The sequence below is a fragment of the Burkholderia sp. Leaf177 genome (assembly GCF_001424345.1).
GTDB lineage: Bacteria > Pseudomonadota > Gammaproteobacteria > Burkholderiales > Burkholderiaceae > Caballeronia.
Genome location: NZ_LMPF01000025.1, coordinates 507,125 through 533,233, shown reverse-complemented (window position 1 = coordinate 533,233; position 26,109 = coordinate 507,125). Strand labels below are relative to the sequence as shown.

At 59.5% G+C, this 26,109-nt stretch carries 25 protein-coding genes and 1 pseudogene; 16 read left to right on the top strand and 10 right to left on the bottom strand.

Going from position 1 to position 26,109, the window contains the following annotated elements; translation table 11 throughout:
- Positions 1-95 precede the first annotated feature (95 nt).
- From ASG35_RS29010 to ASG35_RS28995, 4 genes are all read left to right on the top strand, one after another.
- Positions 96-1,091 carry a sugar ABC transporter substrate-binding protein gene (locus tag ASG35_RS29010; RefSeq protein ID WP_056365931.1) on the top strand — a complete coding sequence of 332 codons (996 nt, stop codon included), beginning with the start codon at positions 96-98 and terminating at the stop codon, positions 1,089-1,091.
- Positions 1,092-1,172: 81 nt separating this feature from the next.
- On the top strand, positions 1,173-2,159 hold the full coding sequence (locus ASG35_RS29005) for an ABC transporter permease (protein ID WP_056365928.1): 987 nt from the start codon (positions 1,173-1,175) through the stop codon (positions 2,157-2,159).
- 10 nt (positions 2,160-2,169) lie between these two features.
- A complete protein-coding gene (locus ASG35_RS29000; protein WP_056366170.1) occupies positions 2,170-2,952 on the top strand; it encodes an ATP-binding cassette domain-containing protein in 783 nt (260 codons plus the stop codon).
- Positions 2,953-2,967: 15 nt separating this feature from the next.
- Positions 2,968-4,152: an ROK family transcriptional regulator gene (locus tag ASG35_RS28995; protein ID WP_235527762.1), complete on the top strand. Its 1,185-nt coding sequence runs from the start codon at positions 2,968-2,970 to the stop codon at positions 4,150-4,152.
- A 62-nt stretch (positions 4,153-4,214) separates the two neighbouring features.
- On the opposite strand, the gene ASG35_RS28990 is transcribed toward ASG35_RS28995, so the two are convergent.
- Positions 4,215-4,469, bottom strand: coding sequence for a GlsB/YeaQ/YmgE family stress response membrane protein (locus tag ASG35_RS28990; RefSeq protein ID WP_056365920.1), 255 nt, complete (start codon positions 4,467-4,469; stop codon positions 4,215-4,217).
- A gap of 203 nt (positions 4,470-4,672) precedes the next feature.
- Here ASG35_RS28990 and ASG35_RS28985 point away from each other — a divergent pair, with 203 nt between their 5' ends.
- The gene (locus tag ASG35_RS28985) at positions 4,673-5,182 is read left to right on the top strand and encodes a hypothetical protein (RefSeq protein ID WP_056366167.1); all 510 of its coding nucleotides are present in this window, start codon (positions 4,673-4,675) and stop codon (positions 5,180-5,182) included.
- A gap of 11 nt (positions 5,183-5,193) precedes the next feature.
- Here the strand turns inward: ASG35_RS28985 and ASG35_RS28980 are convergent, their stop codons facing one another.
- Entirely contained in the window at positions 5,194-6,069 is an 876-nt protein-coding gene (locus tag ASG35_RS28980; RefSeq protein ID WP_056365916.1) for a lipid A biosynthesis lauroyl acyltransferase, read from the bottom strand.
- 328 nt (positions 6,070-6,397) lie between these two features.
- Between ASG35_RS28980 and ASG35_RS28975 the strand changes: the two genes are divergently transcribed.
- Positions 6,398-6,700, top strand: a complete 303-nt coding sequence (locus ASG35_RS28975; RefSeq protein ID WP_056366164.1) for a YciI-like protein — start codon at positions 6,398-6,400, stop codon at positions 6,698-6,700.
- A 14-nt stretch (positions 6,701-6,714) separates the two neighbouring features.
- Here the strand turns inward: ASG35_RS28975 and ASG35_RS28970 are convergent, their stop codons facing one another.
- Together ASG35_RS28970 and ASG35_RS28965 are read right to left on the bottom strand one after the other, a co-directional pair.
- Positions 6,715-7,791, bottom strand: coding sequence for a LysR family transcriptional regulator (locus ASG35_RS28970; protein WP_082508658.1), 1,077 nt, complete (start codon positions 7,789-7,791; stop codon positions 6,715-6,717).
- A gap of 166 nt (positions 7,792-7,957) precedes the next feature.
- On the bottom strand, positions 7,958-9,328 hold the full coding sequence (locus tag ASG35_RS28965) for a mechanosensitive ion channel family protein (protein ID WP_082508657.1): 1,371 nt from the start codon (positions 9,326-9,328) through the stop codon (positions 7,958-7,960).
- Positions 9,329-9,441: 113 nt separating this feature from the next.
- On the opposite strand from ASG35_RS28965, the gene crcB reads away from it, so the two are divergent.
- The 4 genes from crcB (at position 9,442) to ASG35_RS28945 (ending at position 11,775) form a co-directional block, all read left to right on the top strand.
- Positions 9,442-9,822, top strand: coding sequence for a fluoride efflux transporter CrcB (gene crcB / locus ASG35_RS28960; RefSeq protein ID WP_056365913.1), 381 nt, complete (start codon positions 9,442-9,444; stop codon positions 9,820-9,822).
- 5 nt (positions 9,823-9,827) lie between these two features.
- Positions 9,828-10,298, top strand: a complete 471-nt coding sequence (locus tag ASG35_RS28955; protein WP_056365911.1) for a GNAT family N-acetyltransferase — start codon at positions 9,828-9,830, stop codon at positions 10,296-10,298.
- A 133-nt stretch (positions 10,299-10,431) separates the two neighbouring features.
- Positions 10,432-11,127: a histidine utilization repressor gene (hutC, locus tag ASG35_RS28950; RefSeq protein WP_056365908.1), complete on the top strand. Its 696-nt coding sequence runs from the start codon at positions 10,432-10,434 to the stop codon at positions 11,125-11,127.
- 321 nt (positions 11,128-11,448) lie between these two features.
- The gene (locus ASG35_RS28945; protein ID WP_056365905.1) at positions 11,449-11,775 is read left to right on the top strand and encodes a DUF4148 domain-containing protein; all 327 of its coding nucleotides are present in this window, start codon (positions 11,449-11,451) and stop codon (positions 11,773-11,775) included.
- A gap of 139 nt (positions 11,776-11,914) precedes the next feature.
- Here ASG35_RS28945 and ASG35_RS28940 read toward each other — a convergent pair whose 3' ends face one another.
- Positions 11,915-12,598 carry a TetR/AcrR family transcriptional regulator gene (locus ASG35_RS28940; protein WP_056365902.1) on the bottom strand — a complete coding sequence of 228 codons (684 nt, stop codon included), beginning with the start codon at positions 12,596-12,598 and terminating at the stop codon, positions 11,915-11,917.
- Positions 12,599-12,950: 352 nt separating this feature from the next.
- Between ASG35_RS28940 and ASG35_RS28935 the strand changes: the two genes are divergently transcribed.
- The 6 genes from ASG35_RS28935 (at position 12,951) to ASG35_RS28910 (ending at position 21,778) form a co-directional block, all read left to right on the top strand.
- Positions 12,951-14,210: a Zn-dependent hydrolase gene (locus ASG35_RS28935; RefSeq protein ID WP_056365899.1), complete on the top strand. Its 1,260-nt coding sequence runs from the start codon at positions 12,951-12,953 to the stop codon at positions 14,208-14,210.
- Positions 14,211-14,276: 66 nt separating this feature from the next.
- Positions 14,277-15,614: an NAD(P)-dependent oxidoreductase gene (locus tag ASG35_RS28930; RefSeq protein ID WP_056365896.1), complete on the top strand. Its 1,338-nt coding sequence runs from the start codon at positions 14,277-14,279 to the stop codon at positions 15,612-15,614.
- Positions 15,615-15,644: 30 nt separating this feature from the next.
- Entirely contained in the window at positions 15,645-16,937 is a 1,293-nt protein-coding gene (gene preA / locus ASG35_RS28925; RefSeq protein WP_056365893.1) for an NAD-dependent dihydropyrimidine dehydrogenase subunit PreA, read from the top strand.
- Between the two features lie 133 nt (positions 16,938-17,070).
- On the top strand, positions 17,071-18,579 hold the full coding sequence (locus ASG35_RS28920; RefSeq protein WP_056365890.1) for an NCS1 family nucleobase:cation symporter-1: 1,509 nt from the start codon (positions 17,071-17,073) through the stop codon (positions 18,577-18,579).
- 31 nt (positions 18,580-18,610) lie between these two features.
- Complete coding sequence (gene hydA / locus ASG35_RS28915) at positions 18,611-20,089, top strand: dihydropyrimidinase (RefSeq protein WP_056365887.1); 1,479 nt, start codon at positions 18,611-18,613, stop codon at positions 20,087-20,089.
- 222 nt (positions 20,090-20,311) lie between these two features.
- Positions 20,312-21,778 carry a catalase gene (locus ASG35_RS28910; protein WP_056365884.1) on the top strand — a complete coding sequence of 489 codons (1,467 nt, stop codon included), beginning with the start codon at positions 20,312-20,314 and terminating at the stop codon, positions 21,776-21,778.
- 67 nt (positions 21,779-21,845) lie between these two features.
- Here the strand turns inward: ASG35_RS28910 and ASG35_RS28905 are convergent, their stop codons facing one another.
- From ASG35_RS28905 to ASG35_RS28885, 5 genes and pseudogenes are all read right to left on the bottom strand, one after another.
- The gene (locus tag ASG35_RS28905) at positions 21,846-23,120 is read right to left on the bottom strand and encodes an MSMEG_0569 family flavin-dependent oxidoreductase (protein WP_056365881.1); all 1,275 of its coding nucleotides are present in this window, start codon (positions 23,118-23,120) and stop codon (positions 21,846-21,848) included.
- A 28-nt stretch (positions 23,121-23,148) separates the two neighbouring features.
- A complete protein-coding gene (locus ASG35_RS28900; RefSeq protein ID WP_056365878.1) occupies positions 23,149-23,433 on the bottom strand; it encodes an MSMEG_0570 family nitrogen starvation response protein in 285 nt (94 codons plus the stop codon).
- 23 nt (positions 23,434-23,456) lie between these two features.
- Positions 23,457-24,581: pseudogene (locus tag ASG35_RS28895) on the bottom strand (MSMEG_0565 family glycosyltransferase); the annotation flags it as partial.
- Positions 24,581-25,549 carry a sll0787 family AIR synthase-like protein gene (locus ASG35_RS28890; RefSeq protein ID WP_056365875.1) on the bottom strand — a complete coding sequence of 323 codons (969 nt, stop codon included), beginning with the start codon at positions 25,547-25,549 and terminating at the stop codon, positions 24,581-24,583. The gene ASG35_RS28890 and the pseudogene ASG35_RS28895, both read right to left, overlap by 1 nt.
- Positions 25,546-26,106 (bottom strand): MSMEG_0567/Sll0786 family nitrogen starvation N-acetyltransferase, encoded by a 561-nt coding sequence (locus tag ASG35_RS28885; RefSeq protein ID WP_056365872.1) that lies wholly within the window; start codon positions 26,104-26,106, stop codon positions 25,546-25,548. Before ASG35_RS28885 ends, ASG35_RS28890 begins: the two co-directional genes overlap by 4 nt.
- Positions 26,107-26,109: the final 3 nt, after the last annotated feature.

The following is a 26,109-nucleotide window of genomic DNA, read 5'->3' as shown; positions in this document are numbered from 1 at the left end:
CTGTACTAAATAAAGTCAATTGATTTAGTCGACGAACGGGGCTCGATGCGCTTCTTTCCCGAAGCGCCGAGTCCATAAAAACATTGGAGCGAGACATGAAAAACCTTCGGCGTGCCGCCGCACGTGCGTCTTTGATTGGCTTGGCCGTTGCATCCATCTTTACCGCGAACGCGACGTTTGCCGCGGATCAGATTTCCATCGGGTTAATTACCAAAACCGAGACCAACCCGTTTTTCGTCAAGATGAAGCAGGGCGCCGACGAAGCCGCGACCAAAGGCGGCGTGAAACTCATCACCGCAAGCGGCAAGTTCGATGGCGACAACGCCAGCCAGGTCACCGCCGTCGAAAACATGATCACGGCGGGCGTCAAGGCCATCCTGATCACGCCGAGCGATACAAAAGCCATTGTCCCGACGCTCAAGAAAGCGCGGGCGGCCGGCATCCTCGTGATCGCGCTCGATACCCCCACGGAACCGCAAGACGCAACCGATGCGCTCTTCGCCACGGACAACTTCAAGGCGGGCGTGTTGATCGGCGAATACGCGAAAGCGTCGCTTGGCGGCAAGCCCGCGAAGATCGCGACGCTCGATCTCGCGCCGGGCGTATCGGTTGGCGTGCTGCGCCATAACGGTTTCCTGCAGGGCTTCGGCGTGAAGGAAGGCGACCCGTCGATCGTCTGCAGCCAGGACACGCGCGGAGATCAGTCGAAGGGCCAGACGGCGATGGAAAACTGCCTTCAGAAAGTACCCGACATCAACCTCGTTTATACGATCAACGAACCGGCCGCAGCCGGCGCGTATCGTGCGCTCAAGGCGGCGGGCAAGGACAAAGGCGTGATGATCGTGTCCATCGACGGCGGTTGTGAAGGCGTGCGTAACGTGAAGTCCGGCAACTTCGCCGCGACCTCGCAGCAATATCCGCTGGTGATGGCGGCGCAAGGCGTGCAGGCCGGCATCGACTACGCGAAGACCGGCAAGAAGGCGACCGGTTATCACGATACCGGCGTGACGCTTATCACCGACAAACCCGTGTCAGGTTCTCCTGCGAAAGACACGAAGTTCGGGCTGGATAACTGCTGGGGCAACAAGTAAGCTGCCACGCCTTCATGCAGCGCCCGATGCCGGCGCGCTGCATGAAGGCGCCTTTCGATGTCGCTGCCGAGGTCCCGAATCATGACGCAATCCACCTCTCCCACGGCCGGGCGCGCAGCGTTCTCCGACCGTCTGCCGTCTCTTACCGACATTGGTCCGCTTGCCGCGCTCGTGATCGCGTGCGCGTTTTTCATCTGGCAGAGCAACCGGTTCTTATCGATACAAAACCTCTCGCTGATCCTTCAGCAAACGATGGTCGTGGCCGTTATCGCCATCGGCCAGACGCTGATCGTGCTGACCGGCGGGATCGATTTGTCTTGCGGCATGGTGATGGCGTTCGGCTCCATCATCATGACGAAATTCGCCGTGACGCTGGGCATACCGCCCGTGCTTGCGATCATTTGCGGCGTTGGCGCGAGCGCATTGTTCGGATTACTGAACGGTGCATTGATCACGAAGATCAAGTTGCCGGCGTTTATTGTCACGCTCGGCACGCTCAACATTGCGTTCGCGTTGACGCAGGTCTATTCGAACGCAGAGAGCGTCACGAATCTGCCCGACGCCATGATGTTCTTCGGCACGACGTTCCATCTCGGCGGCGCGGAAGTCACGTATGGCACGGTGCTGACCTTGCTGATGTATCTCGTCGTGTGGTTCGTCTTGCGCGATACCGTGCCTGGGCGACATCTTTATGCACTCGGGAACAACGCGGAAGCGGCTCGGCTGATGGGACTTTCGTCGCAGAAAATCCTGATCACCGTTTATACGCTCGCGGGATTTTTCTATGGCATTGCGGCGCTGTTGTCAGTGGCGCGAACCGGCGTGGGCGATCCGCAAGCCGGGCAGACCGAGAACCTCGATTCCATCACCGCGGTCGTGCTCGGCGGCACGAGCCTGTTCGGCGGACGCGGGACGATCATCGGCACGTTGCTGGGCGCGCTGATTGTCGGCGTGTTTCGCAACGGCCTGACGTTGATTGGCGTGTCGTCGGTTTATCAGATCCTGATCACCGGCATTCTAGTGATTCTCGCGGTTGCCGCGGACAAGCTCGCGCGTCCCCGCGCTTAAGGAGAATGCCATGAACGACACACGCAAGCTCGTGCTGGAAGCGCGCGGCGTCATCAAGCGCTATGGTTCCGTCACCGCGCTCGACGGCGTCGATTTCGAACTGCTGCCCGGCGAGATCATGGCGGTCATCGGTGACAACGGCGCGGGTAAATCATCGCTGATCAAGGCGCTTTCCGGCGCGCTCGTGCCGGACGAAGGCCAGATTTTGCTCGATGGCAAACCGGTCCATTTTCGCAGCCCGCTCGATGCCCGCGCGCAAGGCATCGAGACCGTGTACCAGGACCTGGCCGTCGCGCCAGCAATGAGCATCGCGGAAAATCTTTTTCTCGGACGCGAATTGCGACGTCCGGGCGTGCTCGGCTCGGTGTTCAAGATGATCGACAAACGCCGCATGTTGCAGGAAGCGATCGCGCACATGGAAGGGCTGCAGATCGGCATCCGCTCCATGAAACAAGCGGTCGAAACGCTTTCCGGCGGTCAGCGGCAGGGCGTTGCCGTGGCGCGCAGCGCGGCGTTTGCAAGGCACGTCGTGATCCTCGATGAACCCACGGCTGCGCTCGGCGTGAAGGAATCGAACATGGTGCTGGAACTGATCCGGCGAGTGCGCGATCGCGGCCTGCCGGTGATCCTGATCAGCCACAACATGCCGCATGTGTTCGAGATCGCAGACCGCATCCATATTCAACGGCTCGGGCGTCGCGCTGCGCTGGTCAATACGCGCGACATCCACATGTCTGAAGCCGTGGCAATCATGACGGGCGCAAAACAAGCCAATGTCCAGGCAATAGCCTGAGCGATGAGTTCGGCCATGTCCGCAAGCGCGCCAAAGCCCGCCGGCATGCGGCAGATGAACGAGCGCATCGTGCTGCAGGCGGTGCGCGTGCACGGGCCGCTGCCGAAGTCGGATATCGCGCGGCTTACGCGCTTGAGTTCGCAAACGGCGTCGCTGATCGTGGATCGTCTGATCGACGACGGCCTGCTCGCCCGCGAGCCCAGAACCCGCGTGCAAGGGCGCATGGGGCAGCCGTCCGTGCCTATATCGCTGCGAGCGGACGGGGCGTTTTCCATCGGCGTGAAAGTGGGGCGGCGCAGCCTCGATGTGCTGACCATGGATTTCGCGGGTCAGGTGCATGCACGCGAAACCGTTGGTTATGCGTATCCCGATCCGCGCACGGTGTTCGCGCTGCTCGACGAAAAACTCGACTCGATGATGACCGCCCTCGCCGCCAACGCCGGCAAAGTGGTCGGCATTGGCGTGGCGGCGCCGTTGTGGCTGGGCGGCTGGCGCAATTTCTTCGATACCCCGCCGGACGTCTTCGCTGCCTGGAACGAGATCGATATCCGGGCGCGCGTCCAGGCGCTCACGCCACTGCCCGTCGAGTTTGCAAAGGACACGACGGCGGCGTGCGCCGCCGAATTGCTGATGGGGCAAGGACGCGGTTTGCGAGACTTTTTGTATGTTTTTATCGGCACGTTCATTGGTGGCGGTCTCGTGATCGACGGCCGACTGCACGCCGGTCCAAAGGGCAACGCTGGTGCGGTGGGATCGTTTCCGGTCAGGTCCGAAGACGCGCCGCAGTTGCTGAATGTTGCGTCGATCTACGTGCTCGAGAAGCGCTTCACGGAAGCCGGATTTCCCGCCGATGCCGCCCACGACCAGCGCGCGCTTTCCGCCGATTTATGGCCGCTATGCGAGGCGTGGCTTCACGATGCGTGTCCTGCGCTGGCTGCGGCCATTGCATCGGCGGCGGCGCTGGTCGATCTCGATGCAATCGTGATCGATGGCGAACTGGATCGCGAGTTGTTGCGCGAGGTTTTGAGCCGTACAAACACCGCGCTCGATGCCTTCGACTGGCAAGGCATGTTGCGTCCGCGGCTTGTGGAAGGTGAAATTGGCGCCGACGCACGCGCCATGGGCGGCGCGATTTTGCCGCTATACACGCATTTCGCCCCGCGTCATGTCCTGTTCCTGAAGTCCGGAATGAGCGCTTGATCGAAACAAAGGGCTGTTCCAGCTTTCACCGGAACAGCCCTTTTGCCGCCTGAAAAAGCGAATCAGGCGCGCCGTTTCGTCACCAATCCCCAAATCACCAGCAGAATGATTGCGCCGATTATCGACGCGATCCAGCCCGCCGCCTGTCCTTCCTGATACCACCCCATCGCGCGGCCCGCATAGCCCGCTATCAGCGATCCGGCAATACCGAGCACGATTGTCATGATCCAGCCCATGCTGTCGTTGCCGGGTTTGATCGCGCGGGCAATCAGTCCGATGATGCCGCCGACGATAATGGTGCCGATGAGTGAAAGCATAGAGATTCCTCCGTAGTGTTGGCGATTGTCCCCGGAAAATCCGGGCACGCCGGCACACAGTTCCCGTAGACCGATCGGCCAGCGTTCGGCCATTTTCGACGATGCCGCCGCTTCTTGCAGTTAAAATTCGGTATATCGACGCCGCGCAGCGACGCATTGCAGCGACGCCCGTGCTTATAGCCATTCAAACCGAACACTGCTCCATGACACTTTCCGATTCAGACCAAGACCAGGACCTTCACCCCGACGAAGACAACGTCATCCACGAGCCGCGCCTGTGGCGCGACGACGGCTGGATGGCCCGCGTGATCAAGAACGAAGACGACGACGGCTGGGCCGTCGAGATGATCAAGGATGGAGAAGCCGAACCGGCGCTGACTGGCCCGTGGACCATGGGCCGGGACAAAAAGAATCCCAAGCCGCTTGATCCGAACGCATTTCGCACGCTCATCAAGACGGCGTCCGAAGTATTGCGCCGGCACGAGCAACAGCGCCACGCCATGCTTCACAAAGATGTGATGGTTCGCGCGAACGGCGAAGACGTGACGGTGACGCTGGATATCGTGCCCGACGAGGACGATCCCTACGCAGACTTGAAGGCCCTCGACATGTTCGGCGCCGTGCTGGCGCAAGTACGGGTTTCGGCGGGATTCAAGTTCAGCAAAACCAGCGCGCAGGCCTGGGTGGACAACGATTTCCGCAAGCCCGACTGACAGCCGGGGTTCTAATAAACCGCTGGCGCGCCCTCAGGCCGATGCTTGAATCGCCGATGCACCCAGTAATATTGTTCCGGAAAACGCACCACTTGCGATTCGAGGAACTCGTTCATGCGGCGAGCATCGGTTTCATCGCTTTCTGACGGGTAATCGGCAAGTGGCTCGAAGATCGTCATCTTGTAGCCCTTGTAGTTCGGCAACACTTCCGTCACGAACGGCACTACGCGCGCGTGCCCGAGTCGTGCAAGCCGCGATACCGAAGTCAACGTGCACGCCGGCACGCCGAAAAACGGCACGAACACTGAATTTTCGATGCCGTGATCCATGTCCGCCGCCAGCATGACCGATCCGCCGCCGCGCAGCAGCTTCAGGATGCGCCGTGCGCTGTCTGCACGCTTGACCATGTCGGCGCCGAAACGGCCGCGCTGTTCCACGGCGAGTGTGTTCAGTTTGATGCTGGACATGGGCGTGTAGAGAGCAGTGATCGGCAGCTTCATCGAATAAAGCATGCAGCCCACTTCAATTGCCACAAAATGAAAACCCATGAAGATGGTGGGCGGGGCATTTTCGTCGTCCAGATCGATATGGCTTTCGAGTTGGACGAGCTTTTTGATTGCATTCGCCGAGCCGAACCATTGCACGCCGCGCTCTACATAACTGCGCACGACATGACGAAAATGTGAACGTCCGAGAAGTTCGTATTCAGCCGCGGTCTTATTCGGAAAACATAATTGCAGATTGACCTGCACAATATGTTTCCGGCGACTGGGAATGAAATAAAGAAGGGCGCCGAGAGCACTGCCGAAGCGCGCGACCAAGCCATAAGGTAACCGCGCGAGTGCGCGCAGCAGCGCTACGACGAGCGCAAAACCGAAGTTGTTCAAGTGGGCCCTTGAAGCGGGCGGCGAACCAGGTGTAACGAGCGCCGAGTGAATTTAGACTCCGACGATCGGCATATGGCCGGATGTCGAAGAGGAGTGACGGCGAAACACGTGCGGCAAGAATCCGCGAGAAAATGGCAAGCGTGAGGGACAAGATAAGCAAGACACCTGTCCGGAGTGCTTATGGCACTCTGGATGTCCGTTCCCAGGCCATTAGTGAACGGCCATGCGGAAACAGGTTGTTCAAAACGCTGCCATGATCGCACACCCGGCATACGGGACGCAGTTTCGTACGAGCGCAACGGCGCGGCACTCTAAGGGAGAAGAGCGAATGCATTTGCTTTTGATTTACGAACTGAGCGGCGATTATCTGGAGCGCCGGGCGGCATTCCGTGAGCGGCATCTGGCGCACGCATGGAAGGCGGTCGAGCGTGGGGAGTTGTTGCTGGGCGGCGCGCTGGAAGCGCCTGTGGACCGGGCGATGCTGCTGTTCAATGCAGATTCATCGGCCGTGCCCGAAGCATTTGCCCGAGCCGATCCTTACGTGACCGAAGGACTCGTTGTGCGCTGGGAAGTGCGCAAGTGGAATACGGTGGTGGGGGAGCAGGCCGCTCAGCCGGTTCGGCCGGCGTGAGCGCCTGCGGAGGATCACGATTCGCTGGTGGTTTCCTCGTCCTCGAGCGTGTCTTCATCGCGGGAATCGCGTGAATCGCGAGAATCGTTTGAATAGCTCGCGGCAGGGACAGGCTGAACTTGCTGAACGGTCCGCGATGCCGCCACCGGACGCCGGGCCGTGCTGAACAGCCGCGTCAGCGTATCGTCCATTTCCTGCGTGCGCTCGAACAATTCCGCGAGCCAGTCCACGAACGCGCTCACCCGCGGCGCAGCTTGCCGCGTCTTGACGAATGCCACCGATACATTCATGGGCATCGATTTCCATTGCGGCAGCACTTCGCGCAACTCGCCCGAACGAAGATAAGGCAGCGCGGCAATTCGCGGTGGCTGGATCAGCCCGAGCCCTTGCAAACCGCACGCAAGATACGCGTGTTCGTCGGTGACTTGCACGAAGCCGGCCATCTTCACGGCCACGGCTTCGCCATTCACGTCGAAGTCGAAATCGCACGGACGCCCCGTTCGTATCGATACACAATTGACCGCCACATGCTGCGCGAGGTCATCGAGCGTCTGCGGCGTGCCGTGCGCTTCCAGATAAGCGGGCGTGGCGCACGTCACGTGCTCGAAGCTGCCGAGCCGGCGCGCGATCAAACCCGAGTCCGGCAATTCGCCGAGCTGCACGCTGCAATCCACGCCTTCGCCGACGAGATCGACGGCGCGGTTGCTCACGCCGATCGATAACTCGATATGCGGATAACGCGCATGGAAATCCGGCAGCGCGGGTACGACGAGCGACGTTGCGACGGTATCGGGCATCTCGATGCGCAAACGGCCGCGCAATCTGTCCTCGCGGCCATGAAAGCCCGATTCGAGATCATCGATATCCGCAAGAATGCGCACGCAGCGCTCGTAGCACGCGGCGCCCTCGGCGGTGAGATTGAGACGTCGCGTGGTGCGTGCAAGCAATTGCACGCCGAGCAGCGCCTCGAGTTGCTGAATGGTCGTGGAGACAGTTGCGCGCGGCATGCCGAGGGATTCGGCGGCGCGGGAGAAACTGTTGGTATCGACGACACGGATGAAAACACGCATGGCATGAACGCGATCGGTCACGGGAGTTTTCCTGTAGAAGCGATGAATGCGTTGACCGGCGTGACTCCTTCAATACATCGAACAACGAAAAGGAATGCCGGCAAGGTTCACACTTTAAGGATCAGGACGGTTCGCGTGAATACATAATAATCGCGGATTCTTGCCTGCTTCTCCAGCCGCTTTTTCTTTATACCGTCGGCAGTTCGCCGCGCAGACGGCCGTTATCCGCGTTGCCCATCAGGCTTTGACCCGCGCTATGTCCTGCGCCATGACCCGCGCCATGACTCGCGATGGCGTTGCCCGTCTGAGCGCCGATGCGCGCACCCACCAGTCCGCTCATGTCCGCACCGGACGGCGCCTGATACAAGCGCAAGCCCATCTCCGGAAGGATTGCGAGCAGGTGATCGAAGACGTCGCCCTGAATGCGTTCGTATTGTGTCCATGCGGTGACCGCGGTGAAGCAATACACCTCGACTGGAATGCCCTCCGACATCGGCTCCATCATGCGAACCATCATGGACATGTCCTGCCGGATCTCCGGATGACGTTGCAAATACGCCAGCCCGTATGCGCGGAACGTGCCGATGTTCGTCAGCCGCCGGCGGTTTGCGGGCTCACTCGCGAGCTCGCCGAGGTTCTTGTTTGCCAGCTCGACTTCAATCTGCTTTTCTTCCAGATAATCGTGCAGCAGGCGAAATTGCTTGAGGTGCGCGGTTTCTTCGTCGGTCAGAAAACGCACGCATGTAGCGTCGATCCGCAGCGTCCGCTTGATGCGCCGCCCGCCCGATTCGAACATCTGCCGGTAATTGCGATAGCTCTCCGAAAAGAGCTTGTACGTAGGCACGGTCGTGACCGTGTTGTTCCAGTTCTGCACTTTCACCGTATGCAGCGCGATGTCCTTCACGAAACCATCGGCGTTCGATTGCGGCATCTCGATCCAGTCGCCAATGCGCAGCATGTCGTTGGATGTCAGCTGCGTGCTCGCCACCAGCGACAACAACGTGTCCTTGAACACGAGCAGCAAAACCGCGGAAAGCGCGCCGAGCCCGGACAACATCCAGAGCGGCGATCGATCGATCACAATCGATAAAACCAGCACGCCGCATATCAATGCAAGCGCGAGCTTGCCGATCTGGATATAGCCTTTGATCGAGCGCGTTTGCGCCTGCATGCTCGCCGCGTACACGTCCTGCCACGCGCTGAGCGCGCCGCCCATCGCGAAGAACACGCAGATCCAGGCGCCCGCGTGCGCGAGCCGCTCGATCAGCTCTGCAATATGTCCGATGTACGGCACTTCACCAATGCCAATCGCGACCGCCGCAAACGGCACCGCGTACCAAAGCTGGTGATACGCGCGATGACGGGCGAGCGCTTTGTCCCAGGCATCGTGCTCGGTCAGCACGAGCAACCGGTGCGCGAAATACAGCACGATCCGCGCAACCACCCATTGTGCAAAAAGCGCGGCCAGCACGAGCGACACCATGCCGAGCGCGAACTGCGCCCAGTGATGCGTGGGGTAGTGCTGTTGCAGGGTGTCGAGGAGCGTGTCGAGATTCATGCGGCAAAAACGGTAGGTTGGCGACCCGTATTGTGCATTAAGGTGCGCGTGATGAACGGCTTCATCTATTATTACGCCCTTGTGTAACCTCGCGTCCTTTAAATCATTCCCTCATGTATCTGTCGATTCTGGCTGTAGGCATTGGCGGCGCGCTGGGTTCCCTGTTTCGATGGTTCCTCGGCCTGCGCCTGAACACGGTGTATCCGAACCTGCCGCTCGGGACGCTCGCGGCGAATGTGATCGCCGGGTATGTGATCGGCGTCGCGGTCGCGTGGTTCGCGCGCTTTCCGGGGATATCGATGGAATGGCGCCTGTTTGTCATTACCGGGCTGATGGGCGGCCTGTCCACCTTCTCCACGTTCTCCGCTGAAGTCGTCGGGCATTTGCAGCAGGGGCGTTATGGATGGGCGGCGGGCGAGATCGCGATCCACGTGGCGGCATCGGTCGTGATGACCATTTTGGGCATTGCGACGGTGGTGTCGTTCTCGCGCTGAAACACATGGCGATCGTCATTCGGCCTTATGAAGCGTCCGACCTGGACGCGGTGATCGACGTCTTCCTGCGTGCGGTCCGCGAGCTTGCATCGCGTGATTACGATGCAGCCCAGATCGATGCGTGGGCGCAAGTAGACCGCGATCTGTGGGCGCGACGCCGCCTCGACCGGCCGACGTGGATCGCCGTCGTGGATCGCGAAATTGCGGGATTCAGCGATCTCGAACGCGATGGACATATCGACATGTTGTTCGTTCACCCGCGGTATCGGCGGATGGGCGTGGCCAACGCGCTGCTCGATCAGGTCGAACATGAAGCGCTGGTGCAAAATCTCGCTCTCATCGATACCGACGCCAGCATTACCGCCAGGCCATTCTTCGAAGCGTGTGGTTTTGAACTCGTCCGGCGTCAGACGGTGAAAGTTCGAGGCGCCCAACTGGTCAACTTCAAAATGAAAAAGCGCCTGTTTCCGGTATAGACAACCCATCCACATGATGCGGAAAGGCTTGTAGTTAGGGTGATTCCCGCCCTTGTTTCAACGCTTTGGTTTGTTAGACTGAGCCGCTACTTGTATAGACAGGATTTAGCCAAATGGACGCTGCAACTACACCATGAGTACGCCCGCGTATCAGGAAATCAAGGATCACATCCTCAAGCGCATTCACGCGGGCGAATGGAAAGAGGGCGATCAGGTGCCGTCCGAAAACGAGCTTGCGCGTGACTTCAAGGTGGCGCGAATGACTGTCAATCGTGCGCTGCGAGAGCTGACCGCCGAGCAAATCCTGACGCGCGTGCAAGGCGCGGGCACTTTTGTCGCGCAACCCAAATACGCTTCGACGCTCGTGGAAATCCGCAGTATCTCCGACGAAATCATCGGTCGCGGCCATGCGCATCGGGCAGAAGTTATGCACCTCGGGGCATCGCTGCTGGACGAACGCCTTGCGCTCGAAATGAAGCTTACCGAAGGCAGTCCCGTATTCCATTCGCGCGTGCTGCACTTCGAGAACGACTTACCAATTCAACTGGAAGAGCGTTGGGTCAATCCCGCGCTTGCGCCGGAATATGCGCGGCAGGATTTCACGCAGATCACGCCGAATCAATACCTGATGGTCGCAGCGCCGTTGCAGCGCGTGGAGTACCGCATCGAGGCCGCGCTGCCGGACGAGGAAACGGGCCTGGCGTTATCGATGAAAGGCGGCGCGCCGTGTCTCATGTTGCATCGGCGAACCTGGTCGCGGGATGCGGTGGCATCGGTGGCTAATCTCTGGCATCCCGGCGACCGTTATCAGTTCACCGGACACTTTTAGAATTTTGGCGGCGATGCGGGGAACGTCACGCCATTGTTGTTGAATATGACATTACTGCCATTTTCGAAGCGATGCGTACCGGTTAAAGCATGCCATAAGTGGCGTTTTGAGCAATATTTACCTAAATTCGGCTGTCTCATCCGCTACATCCTAAATTCCACAGCTTATTATTGCGAAACGAACAATGATGTTTCGCGTAAATAAGGGTTTTCCCTCCAAGGTCGGAAGCATAAACTTCTTACATCCGAAACAGATTCAGAAAACGCTTATTGACTTCTGAAACTGTTTCGAGACGACAAACAAAATACTGGAGGTTTCACCATGTTCAAGTCACTTATCCCCGCAGTTGTCATCGTGTCGGCACTTGCAGCGCCGACGTTCGCGTTCGCTCAAAGCAGCGACAACAATGGCCCGGTAACGCGCGCTGAAGTGAAGGCGCAACTGGCACAAGTTGAAAAGGCTGGCTACAACCCGACGGGCGACCAGACCAACTACCCGGCCAACATTCAAGCCGCTGAAGCGCGCGTGGATGCACAGAATCAGGCAGCGACCTCGTATGGTCCGTCGACGAGCGGCACTTCGGCAGGTGGCGTTCGCGGCACGGGTCCGACGCAAAACACCCCGGGTTCGGTGTTCTTCGGCCACTAAATCGGCTACTAAGCCAGTCGCTTAGTTTCGACAGCAGGAAATGCGGCGCGAAGCTCTATAACGAGCATTGCGCGGCACACAAAAAGCTCGCCATCCGCACAAATGCGGCCGGCGAGTTTTTTGCATTTGGCCGCGCTAATCAGTTCGTCGATTTCGCGCCGCATGCGCGGATTACGAGCTTGACGACTTCCTCGGTAGCGGTATCGAAAGCCTTTTGCGATAACGCCCGCTTTCCCTTCAGCGCGCGAATCTGTGCATCGAAATCCGCGTAATGTTGCGTCGTTGCCCAGATCATGAACAGCAAGGTTTGTGCGTCGATGGGTGCGAGCAAACCGCGTTCGACCCATCGGTCGATGACCACGACACGCGTATCGAGCCATGGTTTGACGCGCTCGGTCAGGATGTCCTGCATATGCACCGCGCCGTGAATGATCTCGCTCGCCCAGACTTTCGAACCGAGCGGCCGGCGCCGCGACAACTCCATTTTCGTGCGGACATAACCGCTGATGGCTTCGACGGGATCGTCACTGGTTTCGAACGTATCGGCCGCGCGATGCCAGTCGTCGAACAGATCTTCGAGCACTCTTCTGTAGAGCGCGAGCTTGGTCGGGAAGTAATAATGCAAGTTGGCTTTCGGCAAGCCGGCGCGCTCCGCGATCATTGCCGTGCTCGCGCCTTCAAGTCCGCGTTCGGCGAATACCGCCTCCGCGCACGCAAGAAGATGCGCTTCGTTGGTCTCGCGAATGCGCGCCTTGCGCCGCCGCAATGGAGCGGGCGCCGCGTCGTCCTTCACTGCCTCGGCTGTCGCTTCGTCGTCTCTCATCGTTATCCTCGAATGGCGCTGCGCGCCTCATTCTATTCGGTTTGATGCTCGTATTGCTGAGTGCATACCGCCGCTACAACTCGCTCTGCTGCATCGCAATGGCACGCTTCTCGCTCTATCATTCGAACTATCGGAAACCCCGAAAGACGTTGATTTGCAAATATTAATCGGCTACAACCTGTCCAGTTGGACAGGATTTGCGAAGCGCCGGCAAACAGGATATTGGACTCGGCTTCAAGAGACGCGCAAGCTGCACTTGATGCGTGCAGGAGCGCCCCAGAGCCGACTCCGATGCACCAGATTCACATTGGTGATAACCCCACATTCGAGCAACACCCAAGGAGAACGCGACATGAACGCGGTAACGGATTCAGCGCTGGACACATCGATCCGGATCAACGGCAAACGCCTTTGGGAAAGCCTGATGACAATGGCGAAGATCGGCGCAACGCCGAAGGGCGGCGTGTGCCGTCTCGCCCTCACGGATCTCGACCGGCAAGGTCGCGACCTGATCGTGAGCTGGGCGAAAGAAGCCGGCTGCACGGTGAGCATCGATCAAATGGGCAACGTCTTCATGCGGCGCGCGGGACGCAATCCCGACGCGGCACCGGTCGTGACCGGTTCGCACGCGGACTCGCAGCCGACCGGCGGTCGCTTCGATGGCATCTATGGCGTGCTGGGTGGTATCGAAGTGATTCGGACCTTGAACGATCGCGGGATCGAAACCGAGCATCCGGTCGAAGTCGTGATCTGGACGAATGAGGAAGGCTCACGTTTTGCACCGGCGATGGTGGCGTCCGGCGTGTTCGCAGGCGAGTTCACGCTGGAATACGGGCTGTCGCGCAAGGACGTGGATGGCAAGACGATTGGCGAGGAACTGAAGCGCATCGGTTATGCCGGTGACGAGCCGTGTGGCGGGCGCAAGCTGCATGCGGCGTTTGAACTGCATATTGAACAGGGGCCGATTCTCGAAGCGGAAGACATGACGATCGGCGTGGTCACCGACGCACAGGGCCAGCGCTGGTACGAGATCACGCTGACAGGACAGGAAGCGCATGCGGGTCCTACGCCAATGCCGCGGCGTCGCGATGCGTTGCTCGGCGCGTCACGCGTGGTCGAGCTCGTGAACCGGATTGGACTCGACAACGCGCCGCTCGCATGCGCGACGGTCGGCATGATGCAAGTGCATCCGAACTCGCGCAACGTGATTCCCGGGCGCGTGTTTTTCACCGTCGATTTCCGTCATCCGGACGACGCCGTGCTCGCTAAGATGGACGCCGCGTTGCGCGAGGGCGTGGAGAAGATTGCGAGCGGCATTGGTCTGGAAACGCAGCTCGAGCAGATCTTCTACTACGCGCCCATCGCGTTCGATACCGCTTGCGTCGCCTCTGTACGTGCCGCCGCCGAACGCTTTGGCTACGCGCATCGCAACATGGTGTCGGGTGCGGGACACGACGCGTGTTACTTGTCGAAGGTCGCGCCGACATCGATGGTCTTCGTGCCTTGCGTCGACGGCATCAGCCACAACGAGATCGAGGATGCATCGGAGGAATGGATCGAGGCGGGCGCCAACGTGCTGCTTCACGCCATGCTGGAACGTGCCGGTCATTGAGAGCCACGTGAGAGCCGCGTAAGAGCCGCGCTTTAAAAAAAATTCCCACATCGAAGAAGGACGCGTATGACCATGAAGCCATTTGGCGACATAGCTTCGAACAGGCTGTCGCAAGAGCAACTGGCGTGTGAGTTCTCGGACGTGGCGCCGCTCCTCGATGCAACCGCGGCAGCGGCAGCATCGAGCCGTTGCCACTATTGCTACGACGCGCCGTGCATCAACGCGTGTCCCACGAAAATCGATATCCCCAGCTTTATCCGCAAGATCGGCAACGGCAATCTGAAAGGCGCGGCGGTCGATATCCTGTCGGCGAATCCGCTTGGAGGCATGTGCGCGCGCGTGTGTCCAACAGAAATACTTTGCGAAGGTGCGTGCGTCCGCAATCATCAGGATGACAAACCAGTTGCGATCGGCGCGTTGCAACGGCACGCAACCGATTGGGCGATGAACCGGGGCGAGCCGCTCTTCAAGCGTGAAGCTGATACTGGACGGCATATCGCTGTCGTGGGCGCGGGTCCGGCCGGCTTGGCGTGTGCCCACAAGCTGGCGCTCTCGGGGCATCGTGTTACCGTTTTCGATGCGTTGCCGAAGCCCGGCGGTCTGAATGAATATGGAATCGCCGCTTACAAAGTGGTCGAGGACTTCGCGCAACGCGAAGTGGAATGGCTTTATTCGATCGGCGGCATTGAGGTGAAGAACGGCGTCATGCTGGGTCGTGACGTGACGCTGGACACGCTTCGCAAACAGCACGACGCCGTGTTTCTCGCAATCGGACTGGCCGGCGTGCGTGCGCTCGAACTGGACGGCGAGACGTTGCAGGGCGTCTACAACGCCGTGGATTTCATCGAGCAAGTGCGTCAGGCCGATGACCTCGCGAGCGTGCCGGTAGGACGCCGTGTGGTGGTGATCGGCGGAGGCAATACCGCAATAGATGCCGCCGTGCAAAGCCGCAAGCTCGGCGCGCAAACCGTGACCATGGTCTATCGGCGTGGTCTGGAAACCATGGGCGCGACCTGGGCGGAGCGCGAGTTCGCGCAGCACAACGGCGTGTCGATCGTCACGCATGCAAGGCCCGTGCGTTTGCTGAACGCCGGCGATCAGGTGACGGGTGTCGAATTCGAAAACCCGCAAGGCGAGCGCTTCGTGATCGATGCCGACATGGTGCTGAAAGCCATTGGGCAAACCCTTGTTGCGGATGCTATCGAAGCCGAGCTTCTTACGCTCGACGGCAGCCGTATCGCGGTGGATTCGACCGGCAGGACATCGCTTGCAAATGTCTGGGCAGGCGGCGATTGCGCGGCGCATGGCGGTATCGACCTGACGGTGCAGGCCGTGCAGGACGGCAAGCTTGCGGCCGAAGCCATCAGTGCTTCCTTCGCGGCAACGGCCATCAAGGCTGCATAACAACACTTCCCAGGATAACGGAGCCATCTCATGGCCGATCTTCGCAGCACGTTTGTTGGCATCACGTCGCCGAATCCCTTCTGGCTTGCATCTGCACCGCCCACCGATAAAGCCTACAACGTCAATCGCGCGTTCGAAGCGGGTTGGGGCGGCGTGGTCTGGAAAACGCTCGGCCTCGATCCGCATGTGGTCAACGTGAGTTCGCGCTATGGCGCAGTGCAATGGAACGGCCAGCGGATTGCAGGGCTGAACAATATCGAATTGATTACCGATCGTCCGCTCGATATCAATCTGAAAGAAATCAAGGAAGTGAAACGCGACTGGCCGGACCGTGCGTTGATTGTTTCATTGATGGTGCCGTGCAACGAACGCGACTGGAAATGGATTTTGCCGCTGGTCGAGGACACGGGCGCGGATGGCGTCGAGCTGAATTTCGGTTGTCCGCACGGCATGAGCGAGCGCGGCATGGGCGCGGCGGTCGGGCAGGTTCCCGAATACGTGGAGATGGTCACGCGCTGGGTGAAGGAAGGCACGCGGATGCCGTGCATCGTAAAGCTGACACCGAATATCAGCGATATCCGCACGAGCGCGCGTGCGGCTTACAAGGGCGGGGCGGACGCTGTATCGTTGATCAATACCATCAATTCGATTGTCGCCGTCGATCTCGACGTCATGGCGCCCATGCCGACAGTCGACGGCAAGGGCACACATGGTGGATACTGCGGCCCGGCTGTAAAACCGATCGCATTGAACATGGTCGCCGAGATTGCGCGCGACCCGGAAACGCCGGACTTGCCCATCTCGGGAATCGGCGGCATTTCGACCTGGCGCGACGCCGCGGAATTCATGGTGCTGGGCGCGGGCAACGTGCAAGTCTGCACGGCCGCGATGCACTACGGGTTCAGGATCGTCTCCGATCTCGCCGATGGCCTGTCCAACTGGATGGACGAAAAAGGCTACGCCACGCTCGAGGATATTCGCGGCCGCGCGGTCCAGAACGTAACGGACTGGAAATACCTGAACTTGAAGTACGACATCAAGGCGCGTATCGATCAGGACAAGTGCATTCAGTGCGGACTTTGTCACATTGCTTGCGAAGACACCGCGCATCAGGCGATCATGCGCGAGAAAGACGGCAAGCGCCATTTCGAGGTGATGGATTCCGAATGCGTCGGCTGCAACTTGTGCATGCACGTGTGCCCGGTCGAGCAATGCATCACCATGGAACGCGTGGATGCCGGCGACTATGCGAACTGGACGACGCATCCGAACAACCCGGCGCGCGTAGTTGCCGACGTTGAAGAAAGCGTCAAGGCCGCATAGAGTTCAAAGGTTTCCAACACATAGCGCTTGTCACCAAAACGTCCCCAGACGGCCGACGCCTGAACGGATTCACGGATCGATCCATAGACCGATCCCAGGCGCGGACCGCAACGATCTTGAGGAGATCAACCCGATGAAGCAGACAGCGCATTCCGTCGACCCGCAGTTCGCGGCCGGCGCCAGCAGCAGTTTATATAACGACGATCTGGCGCCGACCACTCCCGCACAGCGCACCTGGAAGTGGTATCACTTCGCAGCGCTCTGGGTCGGCATGGTAATGAACATTGCGTCGTACATGCTTGCTGCCGGCCTGACCGAAGAGGGCATGTCGCCATGGCAGGCAGTGATAACCGTGTTGCTCGGCAACATGATCGTGCTCGTGCCCATGTTGCTGGTCGGGCACGCGGGCGCGAAGCACGGCATTCCGTATGCGGTGCTCGTGCGCTCATCGTTTGGAACGAAGGGCGCCAGACTTCCCGCGTTATTGCGAGCGATCGTCGCGTGCGGATGGTATGGCATCCAGACGTGGCTCGGTGGCAGCGCGATTTATACGTTGCTCAACATCCTCGCCGGCAACACGACACATGGCGCGCCGCTGCCTTTCCTCGATATCTCGCTCGGGCAACTCGCGTGTTTCCTGTTCTTCTGGCTGATCCAGTTGTACTTCATCTTGCGCGGCACCGATTCCATCCGCTTCCTTGAAAGCTGGTCCGCACCGATCAAGATCATCATGTGCCTGGCGCTCGTGTGGTGGGCGACATCGAAAGCGGGCGGCGTTGGCGCAATGCTCGCGCAACCTTCGCAGTTCGTGGCGGGCGGCAAGAAGGAAGGTTTGTTCTGGGCGACGTTCTGGCCGGGACTCACCGCCATGGTCGGCTTCTGGGCCACGCTTGCGTTGAACATTCCCGACTTCACACGTTTCGCGCGTTCGCAGAAGGATCAGATCATCGGGCAATCGATTGGTCTGCCGGCGCCCATGGCGTTGCTTTCGGTGATCTCGGTGGTGGTGACGTCGGCCACGGTCGTGATCTACGGCAAGGCAATTTGGGATCCGATCGACCTGACCAGTCGCATGACCGGCATTGGCGTGGGCGTGGCGCTGATCATCCTGACACTCGATACCATGAGCTGCAACCTCGCCGCGAATCTGGTCGGCCCCGCGTACGACTTTTCGAGCCTTTGGCCCAAGCGCATTTCGTATCGCGTGGGCGGGATGATCACGGCGTTGATCGCCATTGTGATGATGCCGTGGAAGATTCTCGCGACCACGCAGGGTTATATTTTTACGTGGCTCGTGGGCTACTCCGCGTTGCTCGGACCCGTGGCCGGAATCCTGATGGTCGACTATTTCCTGATACGCGGCACGCGCCTCGATACGCGCGAACTCTTCAACGAAAACGGCGAGTACAGCTACACGGGCGGATGGAATATGGCCGCTGTGGTGGCGTTGGTTATCGGCGTGTTGCCGAACTTGCCGGGCTTCCTGCACACGGCATTTCCCGCTTCGTTTCCGAATGTGCCCGCGTTTTTCAATACGCTTTATACGTATGCGTGGTTCGTAGGCCTTGCGCTCGCATCGATTGTGTATGGCGCATGGATGAAGATGGGCAAGAGCCCGACAGCGCGAGTTGTTCGCGCCTGACATTTCACGAGATTCAACAGGAGATAGTTAGATGACGATCCTGATTCGCGGTGGCACGATTATCGATGCAGAGCGCACGTATCGTGCAGATGTGCTGTGCGCAGATCCGAAGGACGGCGGCACCATTCTGCAGATCGGCCTCGATCTTGATGCGCCTGCGGGTGCGGAGATTATCGATGCTTCCGGGCAGTATGTAATGCCCGGTGGTATCGATCCGCACACGCACATGGAGCTGCCGTTCATGGGAACGACCGCCAGCGACGACTTCTACACGGGCACCGCGGCGGGGTTGTCCGGCGGCACGACGAGCATTATCGACTTCGTGATTCCGAGTCCTAAACAATCGCTCATGGCAGCGTTCAACGAGTGGCGCGGCTGGGCGGAGAAGGCATCGGCGGATTATGGTTTTCATGTGGCCGTGACGTGGTGGGACGAGTCGGTGTACAGGGACATGGGAACGCTCGTGCACGAACACGGCGTGTCCAGTTTCAAGCACTTCATGGCTTACAAGAACGCCATCATGGCCGACGACGAAGTGCTCGTGAACAGCTTCGCGCGATCGCTCGAACTCGGCGCGTTGCCGACCGTGCATGCGGAAAATGGCGAGCTCGTTTTTCAGTTGCAGAAACAGTTGCTCGCGAAAGGTTTCACCGGACCGGAAGCGCATCCGTTGTCGAGACCACCCGAAGTCGAAGGCGAAGCGGCCAACCGCGCAATACGGATTGCGCAAGTGCTGGGCGTGCCGATCTACATCGTGCATGTATCGTCGAAAGATGCCGTCGATGTCATCACGCGTGCCCGCAGCGAAGGTCAGCGCGTGTTCGCGGAAGTGTTGCCGGGGCATCTGGTTATCGATGAATCCGTGTACAGCGATCCCGACTGGAATCGCGCTGCGGCGCATGTGATGAGTCCGCCGTTTCGCACGAGTGAACATCGCGAGGCGTTGTGGCGCGGTTTGCAATCAGGGCAACTCCACACCACGGCAACCGATCATTGCGTGTTTTGCGCGTCACAGAAAGCAATGGGCCGCGAGGACTTCACGCGCATTCCCAACGGCTGCGGCGGCGTGGAAGATCGCATGGCAATTCTCTGGCATTACGGCGTGAATCAGGGACGTCTTACGCCGAACGAGTTCGTGCGCGTGACTTCGACGAATGCGGCGCAGATCTTCAATCTGTTCCCGCGCAAGGGCGCGGTGCAGGTTGGCGCGGATGCCGATCTGGTTGTCTGGGATCCGGCGGCGAGCAAAACAATATCGGTTGCGACGCATCATCAGAAGGTGGATTTCAACGTGTTCGAAGGCCTGACCGTTCAGGGCCTGGCGATGCATACGCTCACGCGTGGCGCGCATGCGTGGGCCGACGGCGATCTGCGCGCGGTCAAAGGCGCTGGGCAATATTTGAAGCGTCCGCCGAACGGTGCGTACTTCGATGCCACGCGCATTGCCAATCATTTGAAGGAGCCGCATCCGATTCATCGTGCGGGTGACAAGGTCGTGAAAGCGGCTTGAGGTTCACGAAAACTTAATGACAGCCGGCGCCTCGTGCGCCGGTTTTTTTTGGCTTACGCGTTAGCATTGATTTGAATAAGCCCGAGGCAGAACGCCACTTTGCGAGCAACGGCCGCTGTTGCTAAACTCGTAGGCGGTAATTTACCGAGTTGCAAGGATGTTGCCGGTCACGACTTCAAGCGCAACGTCCTGTGAGTCCCCACAAAACCAGAAGGAGCACTGATGGCGAACAATACCTTGACGACGGCGTCCGGCGCACCCGTTGGCGACAACCAGAACTCGCAAACCGTGGGGCCGCGTGGACCCATTACGCTGCAGGACTTCTGGCTGATCGAGAAGCTGGCCCACTTCGACCGCGAAGTGATTCCTGAGCGGCGCGTTCACGCCAAGGGATCGGGCGCGTTCGGCACGCTGAAAATCACGCACGACATCAAGCAATACAGCAAAGCGAAAGTATTCGATACCATCGGCAAGGAAACCAAAGCGTTCCTGCGTTTCTCGACGGTTGCCGGCGAGCGCGGCGCGGCCGATGCCGAGCGAGACGTACGTGGTTTCTCGCTCAAGTTCTACACGGAAGAAGGCAACTGGGATATCGTCGGCAACAATACGCCGGTGTTTTTTATCCGCGATCCGCTGAAATTTCCCGACTTCATTCATACGCAGAAACGCGATCCGCGCACCAATATGCGGAGCGCCGCGAACATCTGGGACTTCTGGTCGCAGACGCCCGAGTCGTTGCATCAGGTCACCATTCTCATGAGCGACCGCGGCATTCCGAAGAATTATCGGCAGATGCACGGATTTGGTTCGCACACATTCTCGTTCATTAACGCGCAGAACCAGCGGCACTATGTGAAGTTCCATTTCAAGTCTATGCAGGGCATCGAGAACATCACGAATGCCGAAGCGAAGAAGGTCATTGGTGAAGATCGTGAGAGCGCGCAGCGCGATCTCTACGATGAAATTGAAAAGGGCAACTTTCCTAAGTGGCGTTTCTGCATTCAGGTCATGACGGAAGACCAGGCGCGCAATCATCACGAGAATCCCTTCGACATCACAAAGACGTGGTCGCAAAAGGAATTCCCGTTGATCGATGTCGGCGTGCTCGAGTTGAACAAGAATCCGGAAAATTATTTCGCAGATGTGGAGCAGTCCGCATTCACGCCGGCGAATGTGGTTCCGGGTATCGGCTTCTCTCCCGACCGCTTGCTGCAGGGCCGTTTGTTCTCTTACGGCGATACACATCGCTACCGGCTCGGCATCAATCACCATCAGATTCCGGTGAACGCTCCGCTTAATCCAAAGCACGCGCCGTATCACCGCGATGGCGCAACGCGCACGGACGGCAACCTGGGTGGCACTGCGAATTACGAGCCGAACCGTTTTGGCGTGTTCCCGCAGGATCCGTCGGCGAACGAGCCGCCGCTGGCCGTGGAGGGCGATATCGAGCGCTATAACCATCGTGAAGACGATGATTACTACAGCCATGCGCGCGCGTTGTTCAACCTGTTTAATGCCGAGGAGAAGCAGCGCTTGTTCAATAACATCGGCGAGGCTATTGCCGGGGTTCCGCAACAGATCGTCGATCGTCAGCTGGCGTTGTTCGACAAGGTCGATCCTGCTTACGGATCGGGCGTTCGTCACGCACTTGGAAAGTCGGCGCCCGTTTCGGAAACGGCATTGCCTTGAGCCGACTGATTTGATTCGGAAAGCTGAATGAAACGAAGGCCCCCCTAACGTGGGGCCTTTGTTTTTATCAAACCGCGATTTCGTCGCGTGCCTTGGCTTCTTTATAGGCGCTGACTTTATTCACAATGTGTTCGGCGTCGCGCGCAACGCCGGAAAAACGCCCCGATCCCCAGGTATGCAGCCAGGGCAAGCCGACGAAATAGATGCCATCCACGGGCGTTACGCCGCGCGTGTGCGCGGGATAACCTCGGCCGTTGAAGATGGGTGCATCGAGCCAGCTGAAATCGGGCGTAAAACCGATACACCACACAATGGACCCTATGCCACTTGCCTCCAGATTCAGCGAAGTGCGTTCGCCGGCAGGAGACCATACAGGCTCGTAGCGCGATCCGGGCGGCGCGCTGATGCCGTTGTTTGCTATAAACGCATCGATGCCCGCGTTGATGCCATTGAACGTCTTGTCGGCGCTGTCCAGATTCTCGATGAGGTTTGGCGCGAAATGCAGCGCGCCATCGCGCAGGTCCTGAAGCCGGCCGTACAATTGCATGCCTTCGGCGGCGAACTTTCGCAGGTCGATATCGCGTCCGCCGTCGCGCCCGGTCACGTAGTGGTTGGTGTTGTCGCGCACGCCTTCACGCAATGGATGCTGCTCGACGGGCATGTCGTAATACTTCATGTCGGCAAGCCAGTCGACTACGTCGCGACCTCGGTAGAAACGCGCGCAACGCGGCGCTTCGCCCACTGCAAGGATCACTTTTCGCCCCGCGAGATGAAGGTCTTCCGCGATCTGCGCACCCGATTGCCCCGAGCCCACCACGAGCACCGCGCCTTCGGGCAACGACTGCGGATTCCGATATTCCGACGACTGTATTTGCGCGATCGAACCCGGCAGGCGCTCCGCCATGCGCGGTACGATCGGCGTGTGATATCCGCCCGATGCAATCACGATCTGGTCCGCCGAGAACGCTCCCTGACTGGTCGATACGCTAAAGCCGCCTTCGCTATTGCGCGTAACGCGCTGGACCTCGGCATGTTCGATCACAGGTGCATCGACGGTCTTGATGAAGCCGTCGAGATACGCAATGATCTCATCCTTCTTCATGAAACCATGCGGATCGTCACCCGCGTATGGATAACCCGGCAGCGCACACTGCCAGTTCGGCGTCACAAGGCAGAACGCATCCCAACGTTGTGATCGCCATGTATGCGTGACCGTATTTTTCTCCAGCACGAGATGGTCGATACCCGCCTGCCTGAGATAGTAGCTCGCGGACAGACCCGCTTGTCCGCCGCCCACTACGATCACGCTGTAATGCGTCGTGTCCGCCGATACGTGCGACATGATGCGTCCTCACTGAAAGATGGCGCGCTCAGACGAGCGCGATGACCTTGACCCGTGCGTCGGGTTCGTCCATGAAACGTTCGGCGTCGACTTCGATTTTTGCAAGCTGATCCATTGCCGCCGAGCACGCGAAGCCGTACTTCTCGCGCACACGTTCGGATGCAATGTTCAATGCTTCGCGGGCACGCGAAACGAAGTCATCGACGGGATAGGTCTCGCCCGGGGTGAAAAAATCGCTGACGACCTGCGACGGCGAATAGCAATTGTCTTCGCGGTTATCGGGCCACTGGATTCTGAAATGCATGACCGGCATGGCGGGTTCCTGGAAGTTTTGAGTGCGCGGTTCGCTAGCAAACCGCTGTAGATGTCGAGATGTTTTCTCGCCGATACCTGCCAGCTCATTCGTGCGAGCAAGGCGGGCACGGCGTTATTGAAATCGGTTTGGTGACGACCGCTGATGACTTGTTCGAGTGCATCGGCTATCGATTCACTGACTGTCGGCGTCGCCCAGCAACAGGTAGCGTCATCGAGATATTCAGTGAACGGCGCAATGTTCGACGCCACTACCGGCGTGCCGCTCGCAAGCGCTTCCAGCACGACGAGGCCGAAGCCTTCACGCAGCGACACCATCGCGAGGACATCGGCACGGCGAAAGAGCGCAGGCATGTCTGCGTCACCGACGGGTCCGGTGACAGTCACCGCGTGCGTCAGGTCGAGAGCAGCGACGCGCTGCATGAAGGCGTGCGCGTATGCGTTGTGATCGAGCAGACTTGCACCGCCCGCGATCACGAGCCGCGCTTGCGGGTAGCGTGAAATCAGCGCGGCGAACGCTTCGAGCAAGGCGACCGTGTTCTTGCGCGCTTCAATGCCACCAACGGCAAGAACGATCGGCGATCCTTCGATACTCAATGCCGAATCTCTCAGTGTGCGCTGCGGAGAATACCGCGTCAGATCGACACCGTTCGTTACCGTGATCGCATCGACTTCATACGTCTCGCGCATCACGCGAGTCCACATTTCGCTGACACACAGCACTCGATCCGCGTCACGCCACGCGCGAGTTTGCCAGGCGGCGAGGCGAGGGTTATCGAAGTGATCGAGATGATGAACCGTGCGCACGAAGGTGGCTATTTCGCCTTCTTCCTTCAGCTCCGCAAGCGCGTTGCCGCTGATGCTGTCCTGTGCGTGGAGCACGTCGAAACCGGCTGGATCGCAGGCTTTCAAACTTGCTTTCAGGGCACGAATCCGCGCTTCCACCATTGCGACCGTGTTCTGCTGCGATCCTTCAATAGTCGCAAGGATCACACGGCACGGCGGCTCGCGAAAAAGCGATTCGCCGGCCGCAGCGGGCGCGAAGATCGTGACGTCGTGACCTTCGTCCACCAATGCCGCGGCGAGTTCGAGCGCATGCACCACGCCACCGCGCGGGTTGACCGAATGCGTGGTCAGGGCGATACGCATTACGCTGCGCTCCTCGGTGTGATGAACGGGTGCGTCATGAAGTTCCATAGTTCGCCGTGATCGTCACCATCCTGAAGCTTGACCTTGCGCGACTCCTCGACGATGCCGATTTCAGCACAAGCAAGCTCGCGTTCAAGGAACATCCGCCTGACCGCTTCCACGTTTCCCGCACGTACGGACATGACGAAGCCGAAGCTCGGAAACGCGGTGAGCCAACGCAAACGGTCGACGTCAGGAGGCGACGGCAAACGTGAAAGGTCGATATTTGCGCCCACTTGCGAGCATTCGAGCAGCATCAAGGCAGTGCCCAGCGCGCCGGCCATGCTGATGTCTTTGGCGGCATTGCAAAGACCGCTTTCAGCGAGCGTTGGCAGTAGCTCGAGATCAGCGCGCAAGCGTTCAGCAGGCGCGCCCACCGACGCATTCCAGAACGGATAAGGATCTTCGAAGCGACCGCGCAGATCGACTGCCATCATCAAATGATCGCCGGGCCGTGCGTCGAAACTTGACAGCAATTTCTTCGCGCGGCCAACAATCGATACCGCCAGTTGTGCCTGGTCGCTGCGCGTATTGCTGTGACCGCCGACAATCGGTACGCCATACGCCGTCGATGCAGCAGCCATGCCTGCCAGCACCTCTTCGGCGCGCTGCAAACCGTCGCTCCAGAGTGCATCGACCACGGCGACGGGGCGGCCGCCCATTGCGTAGATATCGCTGACGTTGACCATCACGCTGCTGTAGCCGGCAAACCACGGCATGTTGCGCACGAAGTCGCTGACCATGCCTTCGATGGCGAATAACAGGTAACCGTCGCCATCGGCGATGGCTGCGCAGTCATCGCCGTTAGCGACGTGTTCAGCCGACGCCGGAGCATGCCGCGCGAGCGATGACATGACGCCGGCAATGTCCGTCTTATGGCGGAAGCCGCGCGTTTCCCTCAACGCGGCGATGAGGTCGGCCACGCTCATGCCGCACTCCGCGCCGCCGAATATTGCGTCACGAAACCACTATGCGGCGTGGCGCACGGCGGATAAAAATCGAGGTCGGCCTGCATCAGGTGATGTGGCCTTCCATGCATGAGTTCTTCCGCTAACGTGGTCCAGTGCAGCGCATGAAACAGGGGCGCATTCTGACTTTGCACATGCGCGAGAAACTCCTTGCAGCCCAGCGCGTGTGCACTGCTGACCGCGAGCCTGATCAGCGTTGCGCCAATCTTTCCGTGCCGCCGAAATGCCGCGTGCACCGCGAGCCGCGATCCCGTCCATACACCCGGTTCGTCCTCGTGAATGCGCACGGTGCCGACCACCTGCTCGTGCATTCCGCCAATACAACTCACGGCCACAAGCAGTTGCGCGCGGTCATCGGTTTCATCGCGGTCGTCGCCTACAAAGATCCCTTGTTCGATGCAGAACACCGCGCGCCGCAGCTTGTACGCTTCATCTGCTTCCCACGGCAGCGTGGTCCACTTGATCGTGTAGCTGGCAGGCGTGTAGAGCCGGGTGAGGTCTTCGGTATCGGCGAGCATGGT

Bases quoted from the DNA above. Each gene is read 5' to 3' on its own strand.
- ASG35_RS29010 (WP_056365931.1), top strand. From the start codon at position 96: ATGAAAAACCTTCGGCGTGCCGCCGCACGTGCGTCTTTGATTGGCTTG.
- ASG35_RS29005 (WP_056365928.1), top strand. From the start codon at position 1,173: ATGACGCAATCCACCTCTCCCACGGCCGGGCGCGCAGCGTTCTCCGAC.
- ASG35_RS29000 (WP_056366170.1), top strand. From the start codon at position 2,170: ATGAACGACACACGCAAGCTCGTGCTGGAAGCGCGCGGCGTCATCAAG.
- ASG35_RS28995 (WP_235527762.1), top strand. From the start codon at position 2,968: ATGTCCGCAAGCGCGCCAAAGCCCGCCGGCATGCGGCAGATGAACGAG.
- ASG35_RS28990 (WP_056365920.1), bottom strand. From the start codon at position 4,469: ATGCTTTCACTCATCGGCACCATTATCGTCGGCGGCATCATCGGACTG.
- ASG35_RS28985 (WP_056366167.1), top strand. From the start codon at position 4,673: ATGACACTTTCCGATTCAGACCAAGACCAGGACCTTCACCCCGACGAA.
- ASG35_RS28975 (WP_056366164.1), top strand. From the start codon at position 6,398: ATGCATTTGCTTTTGATTTACGAACTGAGCGGCGATTATCTGGAGCGC.
- ASG35_RS28965 (WP_082508657.1), bottom strand. From the start codon at position 9,328: ATGAATCTCGACACGCTCCTCGACACCCTGCAACAGCACTACCCCACG.
- crcB (WP_056365913.1), top strand. From the start codon at position 9,442: ATGTATCTGTCGATTCTGGCTGTAGGCATTGGCGGCGCGCTGGGTTCC.
- ASG35_RS28955 (WP_056365911.1), top strand. From the start codon at position 9,828: ATGGCGATCGTCATTCGGCCTTATGAAGCGTCCGACCTGGACGCGGTG.
- hutC (WP_056365908.1), top strand. From the start codon at position 10,432: ATGAGTACGCCCGCGTATCAGGAAATCAAGGATCACATCCTCAAGCGC.
- ASG35_RS28945 (WP_056365905.1), top strand. From the start codon at position 11,449: ATGTTCAAGTCACTTATCCCCGCAGTTGTCATCGTGTCGGCACTTGCA.
- ASG35_RS28940 (WP_056365902.1), bottom strand. From the start codon at position 12,598: ATGAGAGACGACGAAGCGACAGCCGAGGCAGTGAAGGACGACGCGGCG.
- ASG35_RS28935 (WP_056365899.1), top strand. From the start codon at position 12,951: ATGAACGCGGTAACGGATTCAGCGCTGGACACATCGATCCGGATCAAC.
- ASG35_RS28930 (WP_056365896.1), top strand. From the start codon at position 14,277: ATGACCATGAAGCCATTTGGCGACATAGCTTCGAACAGGCTGTCGCAA.
- preA (WP_056365893.1), top strand. From the start codon at position 15,645: ATGGCCGATCTTCGCAGCACGTTTGTTGGCATCACGTCGCCGAATCCC.
- ASG35_RS28920 (WP_056365890.1), top strand. From the start codon at position 17,071: ATGAAGCAGACAGCGCATTCCGTCGACCCGCAGTTCGCGGCCGGCGCC.
- hydA (WP_056365887.1), top strand. From the start codon at position 18,611: ATGACGATCCTGATTCGCGGTGGCACGATTATCGATGCAGAGCGCACG.
- ASG35_RS28910 (WP_056365884.1), top strand. From the start codon at position 20,312: ATGGCGAACAATACCTTGACGACGGCGTCCGGCGCACCCGTTGGCGAC.
- ASG35_RS28905 (WP_056365881.1), bottom strand. From the start codon at position 23,120: ATGTCGCACGTATCGGCGGACACGACGCATTACAGCGTGATCGTAGTG.
- ASG35_RS28900 (WP_056365878.1), bottom strand. From the start codon at position 23,433: ATGCCGGTCATGCATTTCAGAATCCAGTGGCCCGATAACCGCGAAGAC.
- ASG35_RS28890 (WP_056365875.1), bottom strand. From the start codon at position 25,549: ATGAGCGTGGCCGACCTCATCGCCGCGTTGAGGGAAACGCGCGGCTTC.
- ASG35_RS28885 (WP_056365872.1), bottom strand. From the start codon at position 26,106: ATGCTCGCCGATACCGAAGACCTCACCCGGCTCTACACGCCTGCCAGC.